This is a genomic window from Natrinema limicola JCM 13563, from assembly GCF_000337475.1.
Taxonomy (GTDB): domain Archaea; phylum Halobacteriota; class Halobacteria; order Halobacteriales; family Natrialbaceae; genus Natrinema; species Natrinema limicola.
In genome coordinates, this window is the sequence record NZ_AOIT01000029.1 from 82,362 (window position 1) to 107,866 (window position 25,505).

27 protein-coding genes and 1 pseudogene are annotated in these 25,505 nt (G+C 63.9%); 11 read left to right on the forward strand and 17 right to left on the reverse strand.

Annotation, left to right across the window (positions count from 1 at the left end):
• Nucleotides 1-120: 120 nt before the first annotated feature.
• Nucleotides 121-2,744 (reverse strand): annotated as a pseudogene (locus C476_RS06470) (valine--tRNA ligase).
• Between the two features lie 578 nt (nt 2,745-3,322).
• On the opposite strand from C476_RS06470, the gene C476_RS06475 reads away from it, so the two are divergent.
• Nucleotides 3,323-3,568, forward strand: a complete 246-nt coding sequence (locus C476_RS06475) for a hypothetical protein (RefSeq protein ID WP_008011116.1) — start codon at nt 3,323-3,325, stop codon at nt 3,566-3,568.
• A gap of 133 nt (nt 3,569-3,701) precedes the next feature.
• Here C476_RS06475 and C476_RS06480 read toward each other — a convergent pair whose 3' ends face one another.
• From C476_RS06480 to C476_RS06500, 5 genes are all read right to left on the reverse strand, one after another.
• Nucleotides 3,702-4,601, reverse strand: a complete 900-nt coding sequence (locus C476_RS06480) for an HFX_2341 family transcriptional regulator (protein ID WP_008011118.1) — start codon at nt 4,599-4,601, stop codon at nt 3,702-3,704.
• A 51-nt stretch (nt 4,602-4,652) separates the two neighbouring features.
• A complete protein-coding gene (locus C476_RS06485; protein ID WP_008011119.1) occupies nt 4,653-4,880 on the reverse strand; it encodes a DUF7860 family protein in 228 nt (75 codons plus the stop codon).
• Nucleotides 4,881-4,928: 48 nt separating this feature from the next.
• On the reverse strand, nt 4,929-5,567 hold the full coding sequence (locus C476_RS06490; RefSeq protein ID WP_008011121.1) for a hypothetical protein: 639 nt from the start codon (nt 5,565-5,567) through the stop codon (nt 4,929-4,931).
• Between the two features lie 132 nt (nt 5,568-5,699).
• Complete coding sequence (locus C476_RS06495) at nt 5,700-7,178, reverse strand: sodium:solute symporter family protein (RefSeq protein WP_008011124.1); 1,479 nt, start codon at nt 7,176-7,178, stop codon at nt 5,700-5,702.
• Nucleotides 7,175-7,459: a DUF3311 domain-containing protein gene (locus C476_RS06500; protein WP_008011125.1), complete on the reverse strand. Its 285-nt coding sequence runs from the start codon at nt 7,457-7,459 to the stop codon at nt 7,175-7,177. Before C476_RS06500 ends, C476_RS06495 begins: the two co-directional genes overlap by 4 nt.
• Nucleotides 7,460-7,745: 286 nt before the next feature.
• Between C476_RS06500 and C476_RS06505 the strand changes: the two genes are divergently transcribed.
• The 3 genes from C476_RS06505 (at nt 7,746) to C476_RS06515 (ending at nt 10,407) form a co-directional block, all read left to right on the forward strand.
• Nucleotides 7,746-8,594: an ArsR/SmtB family transcription factor gene (locus C476_RS06505; RefSeq protein ID WP_008011127.1), complete on the forward strand. Its 849-nt coding sequence runs from the start codon at nt 7,746-7,748 to the stop codon at nt 8,592-8,594.
• A 177-nt stretch (nt 8,595-8,771) separates the two neighbouring features.
• Nucleotides 8,772-10,154, forward strand: a complete 1,383-nt coding sequence (gene dnaG / locus C476_RS06510; protein WP_008011129.1) for a DNA primase DnaG — start codon at nt 8,772-8,774, stop codon at nt 10,152-10,154.
• A gap of 64 nt (nt 10,155-10,218) precedes the next feature.
• The gene (locus C476_RS06515) at nt 10,219-10,407 is read left to right on the forward strand and encodes a hypothetical protein (protein ID WP_008011130.1); all 189 of its coding nucleotides are present in this window, start codon (nt 10,219-10,221) and stop codon (nt 10,405-10,407) included.
• 269 nt (nt 10,408-10,676) lie between these two features.
• Here the strand turns inward: C476_RS06515 and C476_RS06520 are convergent, their stop codons facing one another.
• The gene (locus tag C476_RS06520; protein WP_008011132.1) at nt 10,677-11,999 is read right to left on the reverse strand and encodes a DUF92 domain-containing protein; all 1,323 of its coding nucleotides are present in this window, start codon (nt 11,997-11,999) and stop codon (nt 10,677-10,679) included.
• A gap of 158 nt (nt 12,000-12,157) precedes the next feature.
• On the opposite strand from C476_RS06520, the gene C476_RS06525 reads away from it, so the two are divergent.
• Nucleotides 12,158-12,763: an undecaprenyl diphosphate synthase family protein gene (locus C476_RS06525; RefSeq protein WP_008011134.1), complete on the forward strand. Its 606-nt coding sequence runs from the start codon at nt 12,158-12,160 to the stop codon at nt 12,761-12,763.
• Nucleotide 12,764: 1 nt separating this feature from the next.
• Here the strand turns inward: C476_RS06525 and uppS are convergent, their stop codons facing one another.
• A complete protein-coding gene (gene uppS, locus C476_RS06530) occupies nt 12,765-13,697 on the reverse strand; it encodes a polyprenyl diphosphate synthase (protein ID WP_008011137.1) in 933 nt (310 codons plus the stop codon).
• A 178-nt stretch (nt 13,698-13,875) separates the two neighbouring features.
• Here uppS and C476_RS06535 point away from each other — a divergent pair, with 178 nt between their 5' ends.
• The 4 genes from C476_RS06535 to hemA all read left to right on the forward strand — a co-directional run bounded on the left by C476_RS06535 (nt 13,876) and on the right by hemA (nt 17,502).
• A complete protein-coding gene (locus C476_RS06535; RefSeq protein ID WP_008011139.1) occupies nt 13,876-14,292 on the forward strand; it encodes a DUF5778 family protein in 417 nt (138 codons plus the stop codon).
• A 116-nt stretch (nt 14,293-14,408) separates the two neighbouring features.
• On the forward strand, nt 14,409-15,491 hold the full coding sequence (ahbB, locus tag C476_RS06540; RefSeq protein WP_008011140.1) for a siroheme decarboxylase subunit beta: 1,083 nt from the start codon (nt 14,409-14,411) through the stop codon (nt 15,489-15,491).
• A gap of 26 nt (nt 15,492-15,517) precedes the next feature.
• Nucleotides 15,518-16,174, forward strand: a complete 657-nt coding sequence (locus tag C476_RS06545) for a precorrin-2 dehydrogenase/sirohydrochlorin ferrochelatase family protein (protein ID WP_008011143.1) — start codon at nt 15,518-15,520, stop codon at nt 16,172-16,174.
• Nucleotides 16,174-17,502: a glutamyl-tRNA reductase gene (gene hemA / locus C476_RS06550; protein WP_049911641.1), complete on the forward strand. Its 1,329-nt coding sequence runs from the start codon at nt 16,174-16,176 to the stop codon at nt 17,500-17,502. Before C476_RS06545 ends, hemA begins: the two co-directional genes overlap by 1 nt.
• Before the next feature lie 151 nt (nt 17,503-17,653).
• Here hemA and C476_RS06555 read toward each other — a convergent pair whose 3' ends face one another.
• The 5 genes from C476_RS06555 to C476_RS17740 form a co-directional block, all read right to left on the reverse strand.
• Entirely contained in the window at nt 17,654-17,986 is a 333-nt protein-coding gene (locus tag C476_RS06555) for a hypothetical protein (protein WP_008011147.1), read from the reverse strand.
• A 169-nt stretch (nt 17,987-18,155) separates the two neighbouring features.
• The gene (locus tag C476_RS06560; protein WP_008011148.1) at nt 18,156-18,791 is read right to left on the reverse strand and encodes an HAD family hydrolase; all 636 of its coding nucleotides are present in this window, start codon (nt 18,789-18,791) and stop codon (nt 18,156-18,158) included.
• A 228-nt stretch (nt 18,792-19,019) separates the two neighbouring features.
• On the reverse strand, nt 19,020-19,820 hold the full coding sequence (locus tag C476_RS06565) for a beta-ketoacyl-ACP reductase (protein WP_008011149.1): 801 nt from the start codon (nt 19,818-19,820) through the stop codon (nt 19,020-19,022).
• Entirely contained in the window at nt 19,817-20,377 is a 561-nt protein-coding gene (locus C476_RS06570; protein ID WP_008011150.1) for an HTH domain-containing protein, read from the reverse strand. The genes C476_RS06565 and C476_RS06570 overlap by 4 nt, the downstream gene beginning before the upstream one ends.
• Nucleotides 20,364-20,597, reverse strand: a complete 234-nt coding sequence (locus C476_RS17740) for a helix-turn-helix domain-containing protein (protein WP_008011151.1) — start codon at nt 20,595-20,597, stop codon at nt 20,364-20,366. Before C476_RS17740 ends, C476_RS06570 begins: the two co-directional genes overlap by 14 nt.
• 448 nt (nt 20,598-21,045) lie before the next feature.
• Between C476_RS17740 and C476_RS06580 the strand changes: the two genes are divergently transcribed.
• A complete protein-coding gene (locus tag C476_RS06580) occupies nt 21,046-21,279 on the forward strand; it encodes a hypothetical protein (protein WP_152418184.1) in 234 nt (77 codons plus the stop codon).
• Nucleotides 21,280-21,318: 39 nt separating this feature from the next.
• On the opposite strand, the gene lwrS is transcribed toward C476_RS06580, so the two are convergent.
• From lwrS to C476_RS06595, 3 genes are all read right to left on the reverse strand, one after another.
• Nucleotides 21,319-21,714 carry an LWR-salt protein gene (gene lwrS / locus C476_RS06585; RefSeq protein WP_008011153.1) on the reverse strand — a complete coding sequence of 132 codons (396 nt, stop codon included), beginning with the start codon at nt 21,712-21,714 and terminating at the stop codon, nt 21,319-21,321.
• A gap of 16 nt (nt 21,715-21,730) precedes the next feature.
• The gene (locus C476_RS06590; RefSeq protein ID WP_008011154.1) at nt 21,731-22,009 is read right to left on the reverse strand and encodes a 4a-hydroxytetrahydrobiopterin dehydratase; all 279 of its coding nucleotides are present in this window, start codon (nt 22,007-22,009) and stop codon (nt 21,731-21,733) included.
• Between the two features lie 105 nt (nt 22,010-22,114).
• The gene (locus C476_RS06595) at nt 22,115-22,774 is read right to left on the reverse strand and encodes a helix-turn-helix domain-containing protein (RefSeq protein WP_008011155.1); all 660 of its coding nucleotides are present in this window, start codon (nt 22,772-22,774) and stop codon (nt 22,115-22,117) included.
• A 202-nt stretch (nt 22,775-22,976) separates the two neighbouring features.
• Here C476_RS06595 and C476_RS06600 point away from each other — a divergent pair, with 202 nt between their 5' ends.
• On the forward strand, nt 22,977-24,353 hold the full coding sequence (locus C476_RS06600; RefSeq protein ID WP_008011156.1) for a TIGR00341 family protein: 1,377 nt from the start codon (nt 22,977-22,979) through the stop codon (nt 24,351-24,353).
• Nucleotides 24,354-24,367: 14 nt separating this feature from the next.
• Here C476_RS06600 and C476_RS06605 read toward each other — a convergent pair whose 3' ends face one another.
• Nucleotides 24,368-25,453: a geranylgeranyl reductase family protein gene (locus C476_RS06605; protein WP_008011157.1), complete on the reverse strand. Its 1,086-nt coding sequence runs from the start codon at nt 25,451-25,453 to the stop codon at nt 24,368-24,370.
• Between the last annotated feature and the right edge of the window lie 52 nt (nt 25,454-25,505).

The following is a 25,505-nucleotide window of genomic DNA, read 5'->3' on the forward strand; positions in this document are numbered from 1 at the left end:
CGTTATAGCCTTTCTGCTGACGACACAGTATGCACTGGGAATCTGGTGGCAGGAAACGAATGTCCAAAAACGAGCCCTGCGTGAATTCGGACTCGTCTTCTAGCGACGGCGACCGACTGCTTACGCGAGGATGACGACCGCCGACTCGGTCTCGATCATCTCGCCCTCGCCGGAGTAGGTCCGCTCGAGTTCGACCTCGAAGAGATCGTCCTCGAGTTCCTCGCCGGCGACGCGCAGGACGTTTTCGTCATCGTCGATCTCGTAGTCGCCGCTTTCGATGCCGGCGTCGATCTCGCCGACTTTCGAGCCGAACTTCGGCCCGAGCGTCGAGTAATCGAGGTCGATTTCGGCGACATCGGTCGTGATCTCCGGTTGCTCTTCGAGCACGGTGAGGTCCTGGACATGCATCACGTGCTGGATCGCGTCCTCGAAGCCGTCGACGGGGCCGTAGACCGACACCGACTCGAGGTCGGCGTTCAACGGCAACTGGTTCTCGCTCTTGTAGCGTCGCAGCGCCGAGATGACCTCCATGGCGGTTTCGCCGGCCGCTAAGTCGGCCTCGTGACCCTGCGGTTCGGGCCAGTCGCGGACGTGGATGCTGCTCGTCTCGAGGGCCGCGTCGTCGGCCACGTAGACCGCCTGCCAGATTTCCTCGGTCACGTGGGGCAGGAACGGAGCCCACAGCTCGAGGAATGTTCGGTGGGCGGTCCGCAGTGCGTACTGCGTCGAGGGGTTGTCCTCGCGGGTCTTGGCGATCTCTAAGTAGTCGTCACAGAAGGTGTTCCAGAAGAACGTCCGCAGGCGATCGCGGGCCTTCGCGAACTCGTAGGCCTCGAGATGGGCCGTCAGATCCGCAATGGCATCGTCGAGTTCCGCGAGTAGCCAGCGGTCGATCGCCTCGAGCTCGGCGGGCTCGGCGGGATCGGCGGGGGCGAGCGTGTCGACGAGTTTCGAGGCGTTCCAGAGCTTCCGCAGGAGCTTTTCGCCTGCCGTCAGGTCTTTCTCCTGATACGGGAAGTCGTCGCCGACGGCGGCACTGGCCGCCCAGAAGCGAACGGCATCGACGGGGTACTCCGCGAGCACCTCGTCGGGCTCGACGACGTTCCCACGCGACTTGGACATTTTCTCGCGGTTTTCGTCCAGAACGTGGCCGTTGATCATCGTCGCGTCGAACGGCACTTCGCCGGTGTGTTCGTAGCACTTGACGATGGTGTGGAACAGCCAAAAGGAAATGATGTCGTGACCCTGCGGGCGCAGATCGAACGGGTAGAGCTCAGGGTTGTCCATCGTGAACTCCTCTGCCTCTGCATCCCAGTCCCAGCCGGCGTTGATCAGCGGGGTCAGCGAGGAGGTCGCCCACGTGTCGAAGACGTCCTCTTCGGGGTCGAACGCGTCGTGGCCACACTCCGGACACGCGTCGACGGGCGGGTCGTCCGAGAGCGGGTCAACCGGCAACTCTTCGCGCTCGGCCATCACCGGGTGGTCGCAGTCTTCACAGTACCAGACCGGGAACGGGATGCCCGAGTCGCGCTGGCGGGAGATCAGCCAGTCCCACTCGAGGCCCTCGATCCAGTGCTGGTAGCGGGTGAACATCTTCTCGGGGTACCAGTCCATCTCCTGGCCGGCCTCGAGGTACTCGTCTTTGTGATCTAAGATCTCGACGTACCACTGCTTGGAGACGCGGAACTCGACGGGCGTGTCACACCGTTCGTGGACCTGCACCGCGTGGGTGATCGACCGACGATCGCGCAGGTAGCCCTCGTCGTCTAAGTCCTCGACGATGGCCTCGCGGGCCTCCTCGGTGGACATCCCTTCGTAGTCGCCCGCGAGGTCGGTCATCGTCGCGGACTCGTCGATCGCCACACGCAGCGGGAGATCGTGGGCCTGGTACCACTCGATGTCCTTCTGGTCGCCGAAGGTACAGCACATCACGACGCCGCTGCCTTTCTCCATGTCGACGCGCTCGTCTTCGATGATCGGCACTTCGTGGCCGAAGATCGGGACACGCGCAGTCTCGCCGACGAGGTCTTCATTGTCCTCGTCGTCGGGATGGACGAACACGGAGACACACGCTGGAATGAGTTCCGGGCGCGTCGTCGAGATGATGAACTCGTCACGCGGCGCGTCGTCGCCGGCGAGTTCGAACGCGATGTCGTTGAAGTGTGAGCCGCGTTCGTCGTCTTCCATCTCGACCTGCGAGATGGCGGTTTCACAGTCCGGACACCAGATCGCGGGCGCTTTCTTGCGGTACTCGCGGCCCTTCTCGTAGAGGTCGAGGAAGGAAAGTTGCGAGACCCGCTGGACGCGCGGTTCGATCGTCTTGTAGGTGTTGTTCCAGTCGATCGAGGTCCCGAGCGCCTGCATCTTCTCGGTGAACTCGGCCTCGTAATCCTGACAGACCTCTCGACAGAGGTTCTGGAATTCCCGGCGCTCGTAGTCCTGGTGGCGAATGTCCAGTTCCTTCTCGGTCAGCCGCTGTCTCTTATACACATCTCTGAGCGGGCNCGCTGGAACCGGGCGGCGAAGTCCTGCAAGGTCGACCCATAGAGGTGGCCCATGTGCAGGCTCCCCGAGACCGTCGGCGGCGGCGTATCGATTGCATACACCGTGTTCGGGTCCTGCTTTTCGTCGCCATCGTAGGCGTAGACGTCCGCGTCGATCCAGCGCTGTTGCCAGCGCGATTCGACGGTTTCGGGGTCGTAGCCACCCTCGAGGCTCGGCTCGTCCTGTTCGGCCGCGTCCATGCTCATGCTTTCACCGCCCGCTGTGGGCGTCGTCGGTACGTCGTCGGGAACTGTGGTTGGCGCTCGTCCATATGAGTCGTTGCTCGGTGAATGCTGGTCGGCGACAATACATCCGTCGAAACGGGGTAGGGAATGCGGGGCTACGGGGCCCCTATCAGGGCGGACGTAAGTCATTAAAAGAGTTCGACCACGCGTTCGGTCGAACTCCCGTAAATCGTTACGTCCGCCCTGATACAAAAACGGTGCCACGCGGCCCGTCAAACGGTTGGACGGTCGCCGCGACGCACTGCATCATACGTATCCCTTGCTCCGGGAACGGTGTTAGGTGTTTCGTCGGCCGGTGCTCGAGCGTGTCTGGATCCGTCCGTGCTAACTGCCACTATAGTAGCCACTGAAAATCAATGCACACCCGATCGCACGACGGCTGTGCGATCGGTGTGTAAATCGTTTCAGTTGTTACTATAGCTTCCACGGAGTGGCGAGACATCGACCTCGAGAGCAGAGCGCAAAAGTATCGTCCAGACTCTAGGAACGCGTATGAGTACCGATGGCAACCCTCTCGAGGGGGCCGATCGACCGTGAGCGCCCTCGCACGGCTGCGGGCGCGTCTCCGCAACAGATTCGATGCGTGGCGCTGGTGGTATGCACTCCGTGTCAGCGGCGCTCCAAAATGTGCCGTCTGCGGAAACGAGGCGGCGTGGATCGCCACGTCGGAGAACGAACCGCGCTGTTTCCAACATATCCCGGCTGAAGGAGAGGAAGCGATCCGAGACGTCCAGCCCGAGGATTGCTTTACTGACTGGGACGACCACACCAGCGAGTAGGGCGGCCGACTCACACCACGACGCTGGTGCGGTCCGTTTGACCGTCATACGGTCTACTGTCAGTCAGCGTCGGTGCACCTGCGACCCGCGACCGTCCTACGATCCCACCGGTACCCAGCGACAGGAAGCCGTCTCAGGCGTCGCCGTCGGAATGGGCTCGCACCCATAACTCGCCGATTCGAGAGAGTCGCGTTCGGTAGGACTTCCCGTGTTCCTCGCGCTCGATGTACCCTTTGCCGCCGGGGCCCAGCCGGTCGACGTTGTAGATGACCTTCGACCGGAAACTGTCAGTGTATTCCTCGTTGAGTTCGCGGGCCAGCGATTCGGCGAGTTCGGAGACGGAGTCGAACTCGCCGCCCTCGCCGAGTTTGTACAGGATCAGTTCCTCGAACGGCTTGACGTTAGAGAATGATGCAACCGGTAACTCGACGATATGCTTGCCGTCGATTTCCTTTGCCCCAATGGTCGTCCCGCGCTCGTCGAACTCGGCGAGCAGGTCGCGTGCGCTCTCGAGGCGGCTCCCGATCCGATCGTCTTCGATCCCGTCGTTGTCTTCTCGAAGGTCCTCGAGCAAGGCGATCTGTTCGCGCAGTTCCTCGGCGAGTTCGGTCTCTAAGTACTTCTCCGGGGCAGTGTAGTAGGTATGGATGCCCTCGCGGTCTTCCTCGCGTTCGACCATCAGCGAGTGGGCGGCGTTGGCGAAGGCGAAGCTGACAGTCCGGGGCATCGCGGCGACGTTGACCCAGACCTCGTTGCCGGCGTCGAGTTCGGCGGTGATGAGCTCGTAGGCCTGCTCGAAGGCTTCGTCGTAGTCGTAGACGTCCTCTAAGACGAACCGCTCCGTTTCGGCCCCCAGCAGGTTCCGGAAGTCCGTCTCGAGTTTCTTCGAGAGATGCCGGGAGTATTCGACGTTGGCCTCGCTGCCGACGGCTCCCTCGAGCAAAATGACGCTGTCGACGTCGATCTGATCGCGCACCAGTGGCGCGATCAGCCGGTCGTAATCGAAGCCGACCGGGACGATGTGTGTTTGCATGGTCGACACTGAGGCAGGAGCCGTTACAAAACCACCGAGTCGGTATCCGCGTTACTCGACGAGCGGCATGACGATACCGAACACGAACGGCGAGGCAAAGCCGATCGCGAAGCCGATCATCGTCAGGGCGAAAAACAGCGTGTTCTCCCACTGGGGAAGCGACCCGAACATCGCGTGGCCGACGAGTTCGCTACCCGTCCCGACGACGAACAGGGCGAGCCCGAGGAAGAAGCCGGTCTTTGCCAGCTCCGAGTGATCGCGGCCGCTATAGTGTGCCATAGCGACGCATCGATGGTCGGCCACGTAATCGTTTCGACAGCAGCGCGGTCAGTCCTCGTCTGTCGCCTCGAGTTCGAGCCCTCTGAACAGATCCACGATCGCCTCCCGGTCGCGGGCCGGATCGATGTCGAGGGCGGCCTCGAGCGTGGCCGGATCGTCGGGCGCCTCGAGCGGTACTAGGCCGCCGGCCATCACGTACGTGTCGGCGGCGGGCCAGATGGCGATGTGGGCTTCGGCGTCGATTGTCGCGGCGTCGGCGTCGTCATCGTCGTCAGCTGCCGAGCCAGCGTCGACTGGATAGTCTGCCTCGAAGACGGTGAGATGACCGACGGTGCCGTCCGGGCGGTCGATATGCTCGCTCGTGCGTTCGTCGCCGACGATGATACCGTCGTCTTCGATCGTCTCGACGAACCCCGTGCGGGCTTTCGGGGCAGCCATCCCGAGGGCATCGCTCGGGGACAGCCCCATTGTCGACAGCGACGGATTGAGCTGCAGTTCGATGAGAAACAGCGATCGGGCCGGGATCGAGCCGCTGGCGCGGAGCCGCTCGAGTGCGTCAGCTGTCGGCCGATGTTCGAAGACGCTCGTCTCGGCGGTGATCGTCATCAGCGAGAGTCGTCGTTTCTCGGTCTGCGTGCCGAGCCGCTGCCAGTCGTCGGCGACCGCAGCCGGGAGATCGATCGTCATGGTCGCCGGCTATGCAATCGGGACCGTTCAGGGTGGCGATTCGACTCGGTCATACGGACTCCTTTCAGTCAGTGCTGGCGCACCCGCGACCCGTCCTGCGGGTACGCCGATCCCCAGTGATAGCAGACCGTATCAGTCGGCACCGAGGCCGTCGAAGTAAATCGCGCGCTGCTCGTCGGCCGCCGGCGAGGTAACCAGCGAGACGGCGACAGTGATGAGAAGGCCAAGTCCCATCCCGACGAGGCCGGCCGACCAGCCCGCGTAGGACCCCGGTACAGCGGCGACGAAGAGACTCGCCATGTAAAAGCCCTGGCTCGCGAGGATTCCGGCGGTGATACCAGCGCGCGTAATCTTGCGCCAGTAGAGGGCAAGCAACACCGGCAGTGCGAGCTGAGCAAAGCCGCTGAAGGCGGCGTTCCCGAGGTCGAACAGCGTCGCCGGCTGAAACAGGCTGGCAACGAAGGCCGCAGTAGCAAAGATCGCGACGCCGCCGCGGGCCAGCAGCCCTTCTCGGCTATCGGAGAGGCTTCGGTCGACGAACGGCCGGTAGAGATCCCGCGTGAAATACGACGAGCCCGACAGCAACATCGAGTCCGAGGAGGACATCATCGCGGCCATCGCGCCGGCGATGACCAGCGCGGCGAACCAGGTCGGGGTGTACGCATCGAGTATCAACGGCAGGACGTTCGCTCCTTCGGGAACCGCGACCTCGAGGCCGGCGGCCCACGCCCCGAGCAGGAACGAGGGGACGAACAGCAGCACACAAAGGATCGGCCAAAGGGCAAAGGAGCGCTTGAGGACGGTTTTCGAGCCCGCGGCGAAGAACCGCTGGTTGACCTGCGGGAACATCGCGACGCCGAAGCCGATCGTGATCGCCGTCGAGAGTATCCACTGGGGCGTGTAGTAGCTGCTGCCGAGCGAGAGGAACTCGGCTGTGTCCGAACTCGATGCGAGCGCCGCGGTCGCCGCGCTCGGGCCGCCGACGGTCGCGAGCACCCACAGCAGCGCGACCCAGGTCGTCACGAGCATGAACGCGCCCTGGAGCGTGTCGGTCCAGGCGACCCCGCGCATCCCGGCGGCGACGACGTAGAGGATCATGAATACCGTGATCAGGCCCGCCCCCAGTTCGTAGGACACTGCACCGTCGGTAAGCGCCTCGAGTGCCGTACCAGCGCCGACCTGCTGGAGCATGACGTAGGGGAACAGCCACAGCAGACTGATGGCGGCGACGAGCCCGCGGAGCCACCGCGACCCGAAGCGGTCGCCGAGCATCTCGCCGAGGGTGACGTAGCCGTACTGCTGGCCGAGCAGCCACTGCTTGTAGCCGATCACGTACCAGAGGATGGCGAAGATGATCCCGTCCATCAGCCCCATGACCAGGATCCACTCGGGCCCCTGCGCGTAGGCGATGTTCGGGCCGGCGAAGAAGGTAAACGCCGACAGCAGCGTCGCAAAGGTCGTAAACAGCAACACGACCGTGCCGAGCGTGCGACTCGCGAGATAGAAGTCCTCGGCGGTCCGCTCGGTCAGGCGATAGGCGACCAGCCCGACCGCGAGCGCGAGCAAGAGGTAGCCGACGATGATCGACAGCTGCAGCGTGACCGCTCTCATGGCGAATCACCGCCGGTTCGCGGCTCTCGAGTCCGGCCGGGACCCCCCACTCGCCTCTCACTCGAGCCGTCGTCGTCCGTTGACTCGATGCCGATTCCCCAGGCACGCTGGGCGAAAACCCAGAAGACGACCGACGCAAGCCCCATCCAGCCGACGTGCCACCAGAGCCATACTGGCAGCCCGGCGACGACGGTCGCCGATCCCCACAGGAACCACGGGACGGTCAGTCCGGCGAGGACGACCGCGACCGCGATCCAGACCCCCAGTTCGTTCCGGTGCATATGTGACTGTTTCCCTCGATATGGGTAGTTCTTTCTGTTCGATTCCGCCTATCGAAGAGATTTGTTCATCGATATGGCATCGTCGGCTCGCCGGTTCGAGAAGCCAGTGATCGAAACGAGTCACATTGATCGCACAGTCCGCGGTTCTCGCTTACGGTGCTCGCCCTGACCCGCGCTCCCATCGTGCGATCAGGGGCCGTGATGGTCAGTGGCAACGATAGCTACAATCGGTATTTCATCGAGGAAAAAACATATATGAATCTGCCAGCGAGTACGAATCGACTATATGTCCCGGCTGTTCCCCTTCCGCTCCGAGACGACGACCGAGGAGGGCCAGCCCCGCGTCGTCGAACTCGAGGGCGAGGACGCTGACGCCGTCTTCAGCGCCCTCTCCTCGACGACGGCGCGGCAAATCTACGCACGGCTCGACGAGGAACCCGGGACACCAAGCGACATCGCGGACGCGATCGATTCTTCGATCCAGAACGTCCGCTATCACTTAGAAAACCTCGAGGAGGCCGGGCTCGTTACGGTCGTCGACACGTGGTATTCCTCGCGGGGCAACGAGATGAGCGTCTACGCGACGACCGACGGGCCGCTGATCGTCACCAGCGACGAGTCGCGGGCGGCGAAACTCAAAGCGGCGCTCTCGCGGCTTCTCGGCGGGATCGGCGCACTCGCAGGCGGGAGTTTGCTGGTGCAGTACACGCTGACGCGCTGGCTCGTGCCGACTGGGACTGAACCGGTCGCTGACGAATCGAAGCCCGCAGGCGCGGCCGGGAGCGACAGCCGTGACACAACCTCGACGGGGGACGGCGGGGCAACCACCGGAACGGGGAACGGCTCGAGCGACGACGGTGACATCGGGATCGCCACCGTGAACGAAACCGAGACGACCAGCGCGGACGCCGAGAGCGCGGACGCCCCCGATTCGTCGCTCGATACCAGCAGCGAAGCCTCCGATTCGGCACTCGGTGCTGGCAACGAGGCAGTACAGAACGCGAGTGACGGCAGTGTGGACACAGCAGAGGCGATGGTCGAGACGGTGCCACCAGGAGTGCTCTTTTTCCTCGGCGGCCTCGTCGTCTTGCTTGCAGTGGTGCTCTACTGGTACTGGTACCGGCCGACGTACTGATCGCTCGTTGCCATCGACATGCTGCTGTCGGAGAGGCCGTCACAGTCCGACTGCACACACCCGATCGGTGCCTCCAGAGGTCAACAGCTATTTCTCCCCCACGAACGAAATCATATATAAACCGGTCTCTGTACGCGACTCCCGCGTCACCGCGCCCCTCGCGGGGACAGATTCCCAATGGAAGACACATCAAAATATCTCATCCACGCGGACGTCACGGCTGACGGGGTCGTCGAGCGCAGCGACGTCGTCGGCGCGATCTTCGGGCAGACCGAAGGGCTGCTCGGCGACGAACTCGACCTCCGCGATCTCCGGCAGTCTGGCAAAGTCGGTCGCATCGATGTCGAAATCTCGAGCACTGGCGGTCAGTCTCACGGACAGGTCACCATCGCAACGAGCCTCGATAAGGTCGAAACTGCTACGCTCGCGGCCTCGCTCGAGACGATCACGCGCGTCGGTCCCTGCCGGGCCGACCTCGAGGTCCGCGAGATCGAGGACGTACGCGCGGCGAAACGCAAGGAAGTCGTCGACCGCGCGAAGGAACTCCTCCGGACGGGCTTCGACGACTCGATTATGTCCTCCGACGAGATCTTGGCGGAGGTTCGCCAGCACGTCCGCGTCGAGGACATCACCGAATACGAGGGCCTGCCCGCCGGCCCACGGGTCACCGACAGCGACGCCATTATCGTCGTCGAGGGCCGGGCCGATGTCCTCACCCTGCTCAAGTACGGGATCAAAAACGCGATCGCGGTCGAAGGGACGAGCGTCCCCGATGCCGTGGCCGAACTCACCCGCCATCGCACAGTCACGGCCTTCCTCGACGGTGACCGCGGCGGCGATCTCATTCTCGAGGAACTCGCGCAGGTCGGCGATATCGATTACGTCGCCTTTGCCCCCGCGGATAGCTCCGTCGAGGAACTCGATCACCACGAAGTGTTCGCCGCCCTCCGGAACAAGGTTCCCTACGAGACCGTCTCGGAGCTCAACGAGCCTCGAGAAGCCGTCGCCGCTACTGACGGCAGTACGACGCCGGCACCGCTGCCGACCGACGACACGGCCGCGCCACCGACTACCACAGAATCAGACCGCACAGCGACCTGTGAATCGACTACACAGCCGAATACAACGATCGACGCGACCGACGATGTCGAGGCGACAGCGACGAGTCAGCCACAGCCGGACGCGGCCGACTCGGAACCGACACAGTCCGACGCGACCGCTTCCGAGTCCGATGCTGACCGCGGCCCTGAGACGATCTACGGGCACGCGGCCGCGATCGTTCGGGCCAACACCGATCGCGTCCGGTTTCTCGACGCCGACGCCGAGCGGATCGACGAAGCCGACGCGAGCGACGCCTACAAAGCACTCGAGGACCTCGAGCCGGTGCCGACGACGGTCGTCCTCGACGAAATCCTCGATCAGCGCCTGCTCGATCTGGCGGCCGACCGTGGTGTCGATCGGATCATCGCACGCTCGCTCGGGCAGTTCACCAAACGGCCGACCGACGTGCAGATCCACGCGATCGACGATATCGCCGAGCAGCGCCCGAACGGGGAATGACAGCAGGGTTCACCGGCTGTCCGGGTCCGAGCCGTTCATATGCTATCGGTCCTGAGCGACGACTATGACGCCCCCAGTATCTGTCGCAGTCGCACTCCTCGGTGCCTGGGTCTGGATGATGTTCTGGGCGACGACGACCGATAATACGACCGACGCGGATCCCGCCGAGTGGGTCGATCGCGTTGACGATCGATCCAAGCGCTCGTCAGAATCGGCGGCCTCGGACGGCACGTTCCACACTGCTGACGACTGAACGACCGATCGTCAGTTAGTGCCGGTCCCCACGACCCCGTTATCCGGGTGTGGCGCGATCCAGTGACAGGAGTTCGTCTGCAACGGTCAGTCGACACTGCGTCTCGCCGTACCCAAACGACGGTCGTCTCAGTCACACCGTTTCGCATAGCCACGCATTTCCCCGGCCGGAAGCGCCACCGCCGATGACGCTGGCTCTCGTCTCGTCCGCAGCGGTTCGTCTCTGCCCACCTTCCCCCGTCGCCCGTCACCGGTCGATCGGTTCTCCCGTTAACCGAGGACAAACGTAACCACTAGCAGGACGCTGACGAGCGCCCCGGACAGCGTCGCAAGGAAGTTCACACCCTGATTGCCAAGTATCGACCCCTCAAGCGTTGCGCCGAGCAGGCTATCGACGGTCATCCCGGCGATCCCGGCGGCGACGATGATCGTCGCACCGCCGCCACTCACTTCGGGAAAGAGCCCGGTGGCAATCACGGCGACAATGGCTGCGCCGACGATGCCGGCGAGTTCACCCTGCCAGGTGACACCGCCATCGGTGCCGGGCTCGACCGGCTTGAGGGTCGTAATCAGTCGCGGCCGGTCGAAGACGCTCCCGATCTCGCTCGAGAGGGTGTCACTCATCGCGGTGGCGATCGAGCCGGTAAAGGCGAATAAGAAAAGCTCGGGTTCGTGAGGGAGTAAGCCGGCATCGCTGGCCGCATACCCGAGGACGGCGACGAGCGCGACCGCGGCGTTGCCGAGCACGTTGCCGCTTCCACGTGCGCCGTTGTTGTCCTCGGCGACGCCGAGTTCTGTCTTTTCCTCATAGCGGAACTTCGTCGAAAGGCCGCCGATGGCGAAAAAGGAGACGAGGACGGCAAACCAGCCGTAGCCGCCGAGGACGGTCGTCAGCAACACCAGCAACACGCCGGTGAGCATCCCGGCGATGGAGGCCGTCTCGAGCGCGTAGGACGTATAGCCGAGCGCGACGGTGACTGCGAGCGCAATGAGGAGTTCCGTCGGGCCGATGGTCGGCTGAAGTTCCGCGAGTAGCCACAACAAGAGCCCGACCGAGAGGACGACGATGGGGTCGTCGGAGCGCAACAGCATGTCACGCAACAGCGCGGCGAGAAATGCACCGCTGGCCGCCAGAAAGACCATGATGGGAAGTGCCGAGACGGCAGCATCCCCGGCGAGCGAGCGGGTGATGGCCTGGCCGGCGACGGCCGCCACGGCTGCAGTCAAACAGAAACCGACGACGCGAACGACGGGCCCATCGGTTCGCAGCCTGACGAGTTGCTCGCCGAGGTTGCCGTAGCCGACGAGCAGGATCGTTCCGACGAAGACGGCGACCGGCATCGACGCCGCAGTCGCCATGAGCCCGAGTGCGACCGCCGCAAGAACGAACGTGATGAGGCCATACAGCCGTGAATCCTCGTAGTCGCCCGGATACGCGAGCAGGTCGAACAGCGGGCCGTCGGTGATGACGTAGGCACCTAACAGGACGACGCCGGCGACCGCGGCTCCGACGCGCGGACCGGCAAGCGGGACCGCAAGCGACAGCGTACAGAGGGCTGCAAACACGCCAGCTTGCCGAACGGGTGCCGTCACGATATCGGTCCCTTTCTGTGGCGATTACTTCAAGGTTCGTGAACCCGCCTCGAGTCGATTTTTGCTACCCTTAGCGTTTCACTCGCCCGATCAGAGCTGTCGCTCAGCTATCCAACGGAACCCGTAACCCGTATCATACCCGCCCCGAAAGCACGGGTGTGGGACTGTACGAACGGTATCTGGCCTTCCGGATCCGCCGCCACGACGGCGATCCGCCCGATCACATCGCGCTCGTGATTACCGAGCGCGACCTGTTAGAGCGGGGTGCCTACGAGACGCTGACGGACTTCTTCGAGTGGGCCGTCGAATACGCCTCGCAGGTAACGGTCTACGTCAGCGTCCTCGACGCGGCGGCGGTGCCGGCCCTGCAACGCGAACTCGAGCGGATCGACGCGCCCCGGCCGGTCGCCGTCCGCGGGCCCGACGATAAGGCACGCGCCGATGCGCCGATCCGGATCGGGATCGGGCTCGGCGGAAAACACGAGTTCACCAGCGCCGTCCGGACCCTCGCCGAGCGCGTCGACGAAGGCGAGTTAGACCCCGCGGCGATCGACGACGAGGACGTCGAAGCCCATCTCGTCTTTCCCTCCGAGCCGGATCTGGTGATCAAGACCGGCGCAGAGCGCCTCTCCGATTTCATGATCTGGCAGTCCGTCTACTCGGAGCTGTATTTCACGGACGTCAACTGGCGGGACTTTCGCAAGCGGGATTTCCTGCGGGCGGTGCGCGAGTACTGCAACCGGTCGCGGCGGTTCGGCCGCTAATTCAGTCTGCGATCTGGCTGCTCGAGTCGCTGCTCTCGAACTCGCCGGCGTCGGGCCGTTCGCTCGAGGGCAGCGAGTCACGGAACCGGTCGACGATCGCGCGGGCGTCGGCGAGTTCCGGTTCGCTGACCGCGCCCAGCAGGGCCAATGCGCGTCGGGCACGGGTGCGCCGCCATGACTCCTGACGGTGTTCGTAGGTCCGGATTCCGCGCAGGAAGTCCGTCTTGGAGAATTCCGGCCAGTAGGGCGTACAGAAGAAGACGGCGGCCTCGTTGCCGTTGGCGTGCCACGGGAGGAAATTCGACGTTCGCTCGTCGCCGCCGGTCCGGATGATCAAGTCGACGTCGCGCACTGGCTGGTCGTAGAGCCGTTGCTCGATGTCCTCGACGTCGATGTCGTCGGGCTCGAGGTCGCCTGCGTCGACGGCGTCGGCGACGCCGCGGACGGCCTCGAGCAGTTGTGCGCGACCGCCGTAGGCCAACGCGATGTTGAGGACGAACTCGTCGTAGTCGCTGGTTCGGCCCTCGGCGTAGGCGACGGCCTCGCGGACCCGCTTGGGGAGCCGGTCGACATCGCCGAGCGCTCGAATGTGGACCCCGTTGTCGTGGACCCGGTCGGCGTCTGCGAACTCTCGAAGCTTCTCCTCGAGGAGGTCGAACAGCGCTTCCCGCTCGTCGGGCGGGCGCTCGAAGTTCTCCGTCGAGAACGCATACAGCGTCAACTCCTCGACGCCGATGTCCTGACACCACTCGAGGACACGTTCGGTCGTCTCCGCACCAGCACGGTGGCCCTCGTGGGCGTCGCCGCCTCGATTTCGGGCATACCGTCGGTTGCCGTCTTGGATCACTGCAACGTGGGTTGGCGCGCCGGAGATTTCACGTGAGAGCAGCCGTTCGTAGGCCGCATCGACGCGTTTGCGGAGCCACCGCTTCATTACCCGTGGAAAAGTCACCGGTGCCTATGTGTCTTGTGTGTTACTCGTTGGCAACGGTCGGGAACGTCTCGCTCGAGGCGCGATGGCGGCGAGGGACGGAAAAACGCCCGTCGAATAACGGATATCACTGCCGTCGGAACCGTGACGGCTATCAGTCCGGCGCTGCTCGAGTGAGCTAATGGCAGACTCGAACTCCAAAGTTCTCGACGAGGATCTCTATCAGCGGACCAAAGCGCTGCTCGAGCCCGGCGAGATCGAGCTCAACGGCGCGATCGTCCACACCGACTACGACGGCCAGGAAGACGTCCAGATGATGCAGGCGACGATCGACGTCGGCGACATCATCGCCGAACACGCGGGTCACGACCCGAAAGACTGCTACGTCTACTCGGGCAACGACGACACCGATTTCTCCTCGAACCAGCATCAAGGACTGACCCTCGAAGACGAGGAGTTCGTCTGGGAGTGCCAGCAACTGCTGCGCGAGGGCAGCTTCGACATCGTCATCTACTACGAGGCCAGCGCCGACCACGAGGCGATCCTCGAGGACATCCGTGAGCTGGGCTTTGACGTGACTGGCGTCGAAGGCGAGTAGTCGCACTCGAACGGAGCGACGAGAGCGCGCTCGCGAACGCCTCTCCGAACGATCACGAGTCGCTTCGGAGAGCCGGCTCCGAGTTGCTTATACTTCGGTAGTTCCGAGTATGACGTATGAATACGGACGTCGACCTCACGGCGCGCGAACGGGCGGTCGTCAACGCTTTTCAGGGCGGGTTTCCCGTCGTCGAACGACCGTTCGAGCCTGCTGCGGCTGCCATGCGCGACAACGGGGTCGACATCGACGCGACGGGGTTGCTCGAGACGATTCGTGAGTTAGACGACCGGGGCGTCCTCTCGCGGTTCGGCCCGCTCGTCAACGCTCAGGAGATCGGCGGCGCGGCGACGCTGGTTGCCATGCACGCCCCCGACGACCGATTCGACGAGATCGTCGACGCAGTCAACGACCACCGCGAGGTGGCCCACAACTACGAGCGTGAACACCCTCACCTGAACGTCTGGTTCGTCGTCAGCGTCGCCGACGAGGACCGCGTCGAGGAGGTACTCGCCGAGATCGAAGCCGAGACGGGCCAAGAGACGTACAACCTGCCGAAACAACGCGAGTTCCGTGTCGAGGCCAAGTTCTACGTCGACGGCCCGCTCGACGGCGACGGGGACATCGAGGCGGCCGGGATCGACCGCTCGGACCTCGGTCCCGACGTGACGCCGACCGACGAATCGACGCTGTCGCCGGCCGAACGCGACCTCGTCCTCGAGGTCCAAGGCGGCGTCCCGCTGACCGAGACACCGTATGCGGACGTAGCTGACGCGATCGGACAGGAGATCGACTGGGTCCTCGAGACGGTCACACGCTTCGAGCGCGAGGGGAAGATCCGCCGGATCGGCGTCGTGCCGAATCACTACGCGCTTGGATACACGGAAAACGGGATGACGGTCTGGAACGTCCCCGATGAAGTCGTCCCCGAGGTCGGCCCCGAAGTCGCTGCACTGCCCTTCGTCACGCACTGTTACCGGCGGCCGCGCCACGATGGCGTCTGGCCGTACAACTTCTTTGCGATGACCCACGGCCGCAGCGAGGCGGAAAGTCAGCGCCGCATCGAGCAGGTCCGCGAGACGATGGCCGAGTACTGGGACGTGACCGATGAGGACTGGGACTCCCTGTTTTCGACGCAAATCTTGAAGAAGACAGGGATTCGACTGGACGAACGTGCTGACGCGAATACCAGAGCGCGATAGCAGCGATCGGACGGCTCTCTGTGCCAATGATTCCACTACTCCACGATTTCACGGACGCGACGGTGCTCGTCTTCGGCGGCGGCCCCGTCGGTGCTCGCAAGGCCCGCCGGTTCGCCCGCGAAGCGCGGGTCATCGTTGTCAGCCCCGCCTTCGCCGATCGTGACTTCGGCGGGGCCGAACTGGTGCGAGCAGCGCCCGACGCCGACGAGATCACGGGCTGGCTCGAGCGGGCGGCCCCCGCGCTGGTCGTCGCCGCGACCGACGACGAGGCGATCAACGACGCTATCGCCGACGCGGCCCGCGAACGGGGCACGCTCATCAATCGCGCGGATCGATCCGGGGAGCGCGACACTGGCAGCGTCGTCGTCCCCGCGACCGTCCGCAACGATCCCGTCGTCGTGTCGGTCGCGACCGGCGGGCAGGCACCCGCGCTGAGCAAGTATCTGCGCCAGGAACTCGAGGAGACGCTGTCGGGTGCTGGCGAGATGGCACGGGTTTGTGCAGCGGTACGCGAGGAACTCAAATCACGGGACGTGACGACCGATCGGCGGCGACAGATCGTCACTGACGTCGTTAATTCTACAGATGTTTGGACAGCTTTACGTACCGGTACTTCTAACAGTTCCCAAGTGATCGAGGACGTGCTCGCCGAGGATCTGTCTACTGGGGGTGATCGGTCGTGATTTCGACCGGGGTTGTCACCGCAGCGCGGGTTACACACCGGTGTGGAACCGTCGACCAGCTCGCCGCTGCCAGCCCCGAGAGTCAGACGACCGCCGTGACGGAGTTGTTGACCGTGTCCGATATCGAAGAAGCGTACGTCCTATCGACGTGTAACCGCGTCGAGGCATACGTCGTCGGGCCAGACCACGTCGTCGGCCGCGCCGCGCTCTCGGAGTTTTTTGCCGGCGTCGACGACGACGCGATCGTAATGACCGACCACGACGAGAGCTTGCACCATCTCCTGCGTGTGGCCGCCGGCCTCGACTCGGTCATTATTGGTGAAGATCAGATTATCGGCCAGGTGCGGGCCGCCTACGAGGACGCCCGTGATGCCGGCGGAATCGGCTCGATGCTCGAGGCCGCCGTCACGAAGGCGATCCACGTCGGCGAACGCGCCCGGACCGAGACCGCGATCAACGAGGGCGTCGTCTCGCTTGGCTCGGCCGCAACGCGCCGGGCCGCCCAAGAGATCGATCTCGAGGGGGCGACCGCGCTGGTCGTCGGGGCCGGCGAGATGGGACAGCTCGCCGCCCGGAGTCTCGCGGCCGCCGGCGTCGACGAACTCGTCGTCGCCAACCGCACCGTCTCGCGTGCAACACAGCTCATCAGCGACGTCGACGATGAGACTGACACCACCGTCGTCTCGCTCGACGATCTAGAGCGGGTCGCAACCCACGCCGACGTTGTCGTCGCGGCGACCGGGAGCGACGAGCCGGTGCTCGAACCCCGCCATCTCGAGGGACAGGCGGAGCCACAGGTGATCGTCGACCTCGGCCAGCCCCGCGACGTCGCGCCGGAGACCGATTCGTTGCCCGCAGTGCAGGTGTTCGATCTGGACGACCTCGAGACGATCACCGCTGAGACACACGAGCAGCGAGCCGACGCCGCCGACGAAGTCGAGGCGATGATCGACCACGAGTTCGAGTTGCTCATCGAGCAGTACAAACGCGCCCGCGCCGACGAGGCCATCGCTGCCATGTACGAGTCCGCCGAACGGATCAAAGAGCGAGAGGTCGAAACGGCGCTCTCGCGGCTGGGCGGCGACGAGGTGTCTGCCGAGCAACGCGAGATCGTCGAGGCGATGGCCGACTCGCTGGTCAACCAGTTGCTCGCCCCACCGACCAAGAGTCTTCGTGAGGCAGCCGCAGAGGACGACTGGAGCACTATCCACACTGCCCTCCAGCTCTTTAACCCGGAGTTCGGCGGCAACGACGGGCCGATCGCGCCACCCTCGATGGCGACCACCGTAAACGGCGACGCGAGCATCGGCGCGACCGACGACGACTGATTCGACGCGGTGGCCGCGCCGCTCGTACTCGATTTGTGGCACTCGAGACGTACTGAGACTGATTTTCGAGCGGTTGCCCAAGCGCGGCGTTACTCGGCAGCCGAGCGGAGACTGTTACAGTACTGATTCCAAGCGACAGGCAGCTGGCGCGTTATCGTTGCGGTGCGCCGTACTCGACGTGAACAGTCGGGACGCTCGCAGAATCGGGCGCTTGGTCGCCGTTCCAGTCGACGAGCCGGACGTTTGCCATCTCACCGGAGAAGCGAAAGCGCTGGACGCCGACGTCGATCGATCCCTCGGCGACGCCGCCCGAAACGACGGTTCCTTCGGCCACCGGGTCGGCTGCCAGCATCTCGAGGTCGCCGTCGACGGCGACTTCGTAGTTCGAGGGGACGCCACGGCCGACGATCGTCACGAGATTCGGCAGCTGTGTGTCGTTTGATTCCGAGTCAGTTCGGTTTTGTACCGGCGTATCGCGTGCCATGCTCCGATAACCCGGGTATCTCATCATAAGCTTTCCTGTCGAGAAAATGGTAACAATATGTGAATACGAACACGCGTTATATGACACGTCATGGGCGGGTGAACGGCGGTTCTGGCACAATCGCAAGACGGCCGCGGGTGTCTCTGGACGCAGTTACTGCTGACCGCCCTCAGTAGAGTTCGTCGAACGACTGGACGCGATAGTCGCCGAGGACACACTGACCGCGGCGCTCGTGGCCGACCCGTTCGACGTGGATCGCGTCGAGCCCGGCGTTCCAGGCTGCACCGACGTCGTTCGCGCCGTCGCCCGCGAGCACGCCCTGATGGCCGTTGTGCGCGACGCCGAGGTCGACCATGACGCGCTCGACGGGATTGGGGTCCGGTTTCCAGCCTGTCTCCTCGGTACAGCACAGTTGCGCGTCGAACCAGTCGCGAATCCCGACGTGATCCAACACGGGTTCACAGAGGAACTCCTGACAGTGAGTGACCAGTCCCACCGGTGCGTCGAGGTCGGCGACGAACGCGGCGTCGTCGTGGAGGTAGGTCTGTTCGGCCCGCACAAGTGGGTCTTCCTCTTCGTGAAAGGCGGTCCAGAACGCATGAGGGTCGACGCCCCACTCCTCGAGTTGGCGGTCTCGAGAGCCGGTCAGCCCGTTCCAGAGGATGTCGGCTTCCCGATCGGTGAACTCACGGCCCAGCCGGTCGCCGACCCGGTCGAACACCTCCCGCGTGTACGACCACTCGACGTCGACGAGAGTGCCATCGAGGTCGAGCAGCCAGAAGTCATAGTCCGGTTCAGCGGCCATTCGGACACAGATATACGGGATTCTCGACTAAATGCCTGTCGGCAGCCCGGCGCGGATGACGACGGTCGTACCGACAGCGAACTGGCGGCATACTCGACCACCGACTCGACAGGGGCGGCGTACTCGCTATCGAGTTGCTCGTCGCCGGTCGTTCACGCGCTATGGCAGATAGTATCTATCAGGTACCGTAACGCACGGGCTGTCTCTCGTTCGTCTGATCGAGTGACGTTAGAGGTCGATACCGCCGTTGACGTCGATGACTTCGCCGGTGATGTATCCCGCCTCTTCGCTTGCGAGATACCGGACGAGTCCGGCAATGTCGCTCGTGCTGGCGAATCGGTCGAGCGGGATGTCGTCGCGAATCTCCGCTTGCACGTCGTCCGGGATGGCCTCGACCATCTCGGTCCGGGTGAAGCCGGGTGCGACACAGTTGGCGGTCGAACCCGACGGTGCCAACTCGAGGGCAAGCGAGCGAATAAAGCCGAAGAGGCCGCTTTTGGCCGCCGCGTAGTTCGCCTGGCCGACGTTGCCTTGTTTCCCGACTACGCTCGAGATAGCGATGAGACGGCCGTCGTCGGCAGCGTTGATGTCGTCGTAGAACGCGTGCGTGCAGTTGAACGCTCCGTTGAGCGAGACATCGATCGCGCGGTGCCATTCCTCGGGGCTCATGTCGGTAAAGAGCCGATCCTGCGTGATTCCGGCGTTGTTGACGAGGACGTCGATCTCGCCGAGTTCGTCGTGGACGCCCCCACGCATGGCGTCGACGTCGTCACGGTTGGTGACGTCGGCTTGAACAGGATACCCCTCTCCGTCGCCGTCGGTATCGCTGATCGTCTCGGCGACCTCGTGGGCGGCCGCGTCCGATGAGCGATAGTTGACGACGACGGTCGCACCGTAGCGCCCGAGTTCACACGCGATACTGCGTCCGATCCCTCGTGATGCCCCAGTCACCAGACACGTCCGGTCCGCAAGTGGCTGCCGGGACGGCAGTTCCAAGTCGCTCGTCTCCTCGAGCAATTGTGCAGTCATCGTGATCCCTCCAGCAGGGCACGCTGTTCCGTTTGGGTACCGTGCGGGGATGCCTCCGACGCATGCCGTTCCACGGCTGTGAGCCACTCGTGGACGGTATAGGTCCGCTTGCCGTCGGCATGATCGGAGGAGTTCGTGCATGGAACGATGCCCTGCATGCTCTCGTCTGTGTCGTCGTAGAACGCAAGCGCCACCAGCGGGACCCGAATCGTCTCACTCGGGTCATCGATTCCGAGCGGTGAGAGGTCGATCTGCTGTCGACAGAACCCCGGCTCGAGCGAGTAGCCGTGCTCGGTCGCCCACTCGTCGAACTCGGCGACGAGTTCCTCCCGGGTCGGCTGGTCCGTGTCTCCGATCGCGCGTTCGGCCGGCCACTGGGAGACCTGCACGTCGGCGAGGGTGCCGGTTTCCTCGAGCGTCCGTAACCGCTCGAGCAGTTCGGTGAGCCGCTCGGAAACGGCAGTCGGCACGTTCGAGCGCACGTAACAGTCGACCCGAACGGCTCCCGTCAGGTCGGTCTCGAGAGCCGGAATGGCGGCGGCGTTATCGGCAGACATAGCAATCTCCAGTGCGCTGGATGAGATCTTGCGCGGCGAGCGACTCGAGGACGGCAAAGAGCGTGAGTTTCGGTACCCCGAGCATCTGCTGGAGATCGGCCGCTTTCGCCTCCTCAGTGAGGAGAACCGAGAGATAAACGAGTTTCGCCTGTGGTGATGTAATTTCGTCTGGAACTGCGAGTTCGCCTGCTGTTGCCAACTGGTGTTCGCTCGTAGACATCACCGAAGACGCCCACAAGCAATTATATAAAGATGGAGAGAGGTATGGTATCGATGACCAATATTATTCTTAGTATGTATTACCACTTCCTAATATTCAATGGGAATCAGCAACGTGGGATCTCGATGCACGCATTTAATCGTCACATAACGCACGATAGAAGTTGTTTCACGGGCGATTGCGACGGAGAACTGATCGACGGCGGTAGTCGGGCACGAACTGATCGTCGTTCAGTAGTGTCATTGTAGCCAATACTTTCATATACCAGATCGTGATACTGGCGCGTGGACTAGTGGGAAGTCAACAGTTCTATCACGATGATTCGATCATCACAGTCGAATTCCGCGTCTCGAGCAGCCGACGCTGCCGAACCACACTGCGATACGGACCGCCGGAGGGCACGCCCTCTACACCGACCAGACACGAGCGAAAATGGAGGTGAGTGGTCGTGAGCGACGACGAGACGGTCTACGTCGCTGCCGGTACCACCCGCTACCACGAATATCACGAGTGTCAGGGACTCTCTCATGCGCGGGAGGTCTATGAGCGACCACGCTCGAGCCTGCCCGAGGAGTTTACGCTCTGCAAACTGTGTTCGGGGGCGTATCACCTCGACCCGTCTGACGGGCCGATGGTGACGGCGAGCCGGCTCGAAGAACTCGATCCAGACGATGTGGGCTGAGCCAGTCGGGTAAACTGAACACCCGAGACAACCGCAGGACTAGTCGTCAGTCTCGGTCACTCGAACGCTCGAGCCCAGATACTTCGAGATGACTTCCGAGACGGTATCGGCCTTGAACGGCTCGAGATCGGCCGCGATTTCGGCTTTCAGGGCGTCGAAATACGCCTGGTCGGTCTGTAGTTCTCGGAACTCGGCCGCGTGGACGGTTCGTTCGGGAACGCCGAGCCACTCCGCGGCGAGGCGGCGGCCGTAGTCCTCGTCGCCGATCTCGCCGCGCCACAGCGTGTCCCGGAAGAAGAGCCACCCCTCGGTGCCCGGCTCCGGTGCCTCGAGAAAGAGCGTGACCGTCGTCTCGGCGCTGCTCGGCGCGATGGAGACGTCGTCGTGGGCCGGCTCGATACGAATCCGGACACGGAAGGCGTAGCGGGCGTCCATCGGGGGATGAGTGTGGTCAGTTGTGTTCGGACTCGATCAGTTCTGCCATCTCGATGTCGTCGTCGGTAATGCCGCCTGCCTCGTGGGAGGTCAACCGGATCTCGACACCGGAGTAGCGGATGATAATCTCCGGGTGGTGAAACTGCGCTTCGGCGATCTCGCCGACCATCTGGGCGAAGTTGACGCCGCGGAGGTAGTCGTCGAACTCGTAGACCCGGACGATCTCGTCGTCCTCGCGCTCCCACGCGTCGGGGAGTTGGTCGTCGATTTCCTCGTCGGAAAGCAGATCAGCCATATGGGGTCGAACGCAAGCCATCCAAATAATGATTGTCCCGCGTTCCCATTCGGCCGCCATCTCGTGATTCGTGTCCATTATGACCGATCGGCAGCCGACCGACCATCAGTTAGGTCGTGATTCTTCGCCCGCAGGCTGGAGTTCGGCATCGACCAGCGTCTCGTAGGCGCGGCGGAACCGCTCGGAGAGCGCCTGATGTGAGATGTCTAATTTGTCGGCCAACTCCTCCATCGAGACGCCGCGTGGGATCTCGAAGTAGCCGTGCTCGAGGGCGGCCTCGAGGGCCTCTTGCTGTTCGGGCGTCAGTCGCGTCTCGTGGCCGCCGGTGTCGGTTATGTCGGTAATCCGCCGGAGGTCGGCGTTGATCCCGCGCTCGACCAGCCGGTCGTAGGTGTTACAGAGTTGGTCGCGGGTGCGGTAGCGGACCGTCACCTGCCACCAGCCGTCGCTTGCGCGTGCCTCGAGGAGGGAGCCGCCGTCGGCCAGCACCTCGTTCCAGAGGCGATCCGTTCCCGTCTCCTCAGCAAAGGTCACGTCGTACAGCAGCCGCGAGTCAGTTTCGACCAGCAGTTCGGCGATCTCGACCGACGGATCGGCCGCAAGCGCGGATTCGATCGTCTCGCGATCGACGCCGATCACCCACAGCGATGGCCGCGTCTTCGACACCGAGGATTCGAGTTCGAACGTCGCCTCCGGTGCGCGCTCGAACGTGGTCGCAAGCGCTGTCTCCGTTGCCGGAATCCGGAGGTCAGCTATCGTCGACATCATACGTCGTACACCACCATCGCGTAAAAACTGCTGTTGCGGTGAGTCTGACTGTCGGGATCGGTGATAGTCCACTGCCCGACCGGGTCGACGAACAGTCGGCCGCGCAACCACAGCCAGCGGGGCCAGCCACACCGACGCTCGAGCGACACCCGTCCACTGCTGCCCGGGGTACTATCGGCTGGTCGAGTGTGGCCCCCGTATGCGGTATCTGGAGATCACGGTTCCAGAGGGGAAACGACGGGCCGTCCTCAATATCCTCGAGGACGAAGGGATCGACTACGTCGCCAGTGACGAAACCAGTGGCCGGGAATACACCGCTGTCGTTCGGTTTCCAGTCCCGACTCAGGCCGTCGAGCCGCTTCTCGACCGGCTCAAGCGAACCGGCGTCGGCGACGAGGCTCGTGTCGTCGTGATCGACGCCGAGACGGTCATCTCGGAGGGGTTTGCGACGCTACAGGAACAGTACAGTTACGGCGGGCAGACCGGCGCGCGCACCTCGAGACAGGTGTTACGCACGAAGGCCGACGAACTCACGCCGCCGTTTCCGATCTACGCCGCGATGCTGTTGATCAGTGCCATCGTTGCGACCGCCGGCCTGCTGGCCGACTCGCCAGCGGTCGTGATCGGTGCGATGGTCATCGCGCCGCTGCTCGGTCCTGCGCTCGCGGCCAACATCGGCATCGTCACCGGCGACGCGCGGCTCAAGTCAACGGGGTTTCGCTATCAGCTCGTCGGTGTCGGACTAGTGGTCGCCGCCTCGATCGGGCTCGCGGTGCTCGCTCGGCTGGCTGGCCTCGAGCCCGCGGGGGTCGACATCGTCGTCGCTACGGAACTCGAGGAGCGAGTCTCGCCGAACCTGTTTTCGCTGGCGGTCGCGCTGGGTGCCGGGATCGCCGGCATCCTGAGTCTTACCCGTGGCTTTTCGGAAGCCATCGTCGGCGTCATGATCGCCGCAGCACTCATTCCGCCCTCCGCTGCGGTCGGGATCACGGTCGCCTGGGGGATGTCTGGTGCGGCGACCGGCGCTGCGGCCCTCGTGGTCGTTAACCTTTTGTCGGTCAATCTGGCTGCGCTGGCGACGCTGTGGATCGCTGGCTATCGGCCCCAGGGGCTGTTCGACGTGTCGCCGACGCGAAGGCCGACCTACACCTACGCGGCGATCTTCGGGATCGGCTTGCTGGTGCTTGCCGTCCCGCTTGCCAGCGTTACCCTGCTCGATTTTCATACGACCGAACTCGAGTCGACCACCGAAGCGGAGGTCGAGGACGTCCTGACGGACCCCCGGTACGAGGAGTTCGAGATCGAAGACATCGTGATCGAACTCGACGGCAACTATCCGGTGCAGTCGGTCGACAGGGTCATCGTCACGGTCTCGAGTCAGAACGCCGGGACGGAACCGGGACTCGCTGATCACCTCTACAGGGAGATCAGCCCACAGACCGACGATCCGATCGTCGTCGAGGTCCAGTACATCGTCGCCGAAGAGCGCGGGCCCACCGAGCAGGGAGACACTGCCAACGGGCAAGAAACCGACGCGCAGGATGGACCGCTTCGGGTCTCGAAGGCTCGAGCCTGACAGGGGCCGCCCGCTCAGCGCCCGGGGAGCACCGTCTTGAGATGGTCGAGCGAGAGCAGCGACGTTGGCCGATCCATGTGGACGCCGATCTTACCCGACAGCGCCCGCAGTCCGACCCGCTGGACCGGTTCTGGCAGCGAGTACGCGCGCCGAATCCAGTGGCCGAGTTGCTGTTCGCGCTCGAGATCGCTGCGCCAGGCGCGTTCGTAGGCCGCGAGCGTGGTCGGCCGATCGGGGTCGATCTCGCGGGCGGCGTGGTCGGCGCTGGTCATGCCGTAGAGAATGCCACCGCCGGTGAAGGGCTTGGTCTGGGCGGCCGCGTCGCCGATGAGAAACGCCCGCTGGGTCGTCACCCGATCCGGTGGGCCGATCGGGATCGCACCCGAGCACCGATAGGAGACGTCGACCTCGTAGCCGTCGATCAGCTCCTCGAAGTGTTTGGTCACGTGGACGCCCGGCGGGGCCGCGAGACCGTACTCGACGCCGGCCTCGCCGCGTGGAATGCGCCAGGCGAAAAACGTCGGCGGCGTCAGATGCACATCGACGAAATCCTGGTGGTCGTCCTCCTCCGAAAAGGCGAGCACACCGTGGAGGAACTCGTCGGGCTGGGGGAGGCCGAGTTCGTCTCGAACCCTCGAGCGTGGCCCATCACAGCCGGCGACCAGCTTCGCCTCGAACTCGACGACACCGTCGGGGCCGTTGGCGACGATCTCGACGCGATCGTGGTGTTCGGTGACCTCGGTGACGGTGTGGTTCTCGCGGACGTCCGCACCTGCCTCCCGGGCCAGTTCGGCGAGGTGGCGATCCAGCCCGACGCGGTCGATGACGTTCGAGGCGACCTCCTGTTTGTAGAAGGGATAGGCGTCGCTTCGGGGCCCACCGACGTGAAATCGTGCGCCGTAGATCTCGTTTTGAAACAGCTGCTCGCGAGCACCTGACCCCGTGAACTGCCAGATGTCGGTACTTACGTGGCCCGAACAGGCCAGTGGCTCGCCGATACGGCCCTTCTCGAGGGCGAGCACGTCGTAGCCGTCCTCGGCAGCCCGGCGGGCAAACCGCGCGCCCGGCGGCCCGACGCCAACGACGACGAAATCGTACATGTCCGCCACGTTTCCGGCGCAGCGTAAATAGCTTCTCGAGATGGCACGGCTC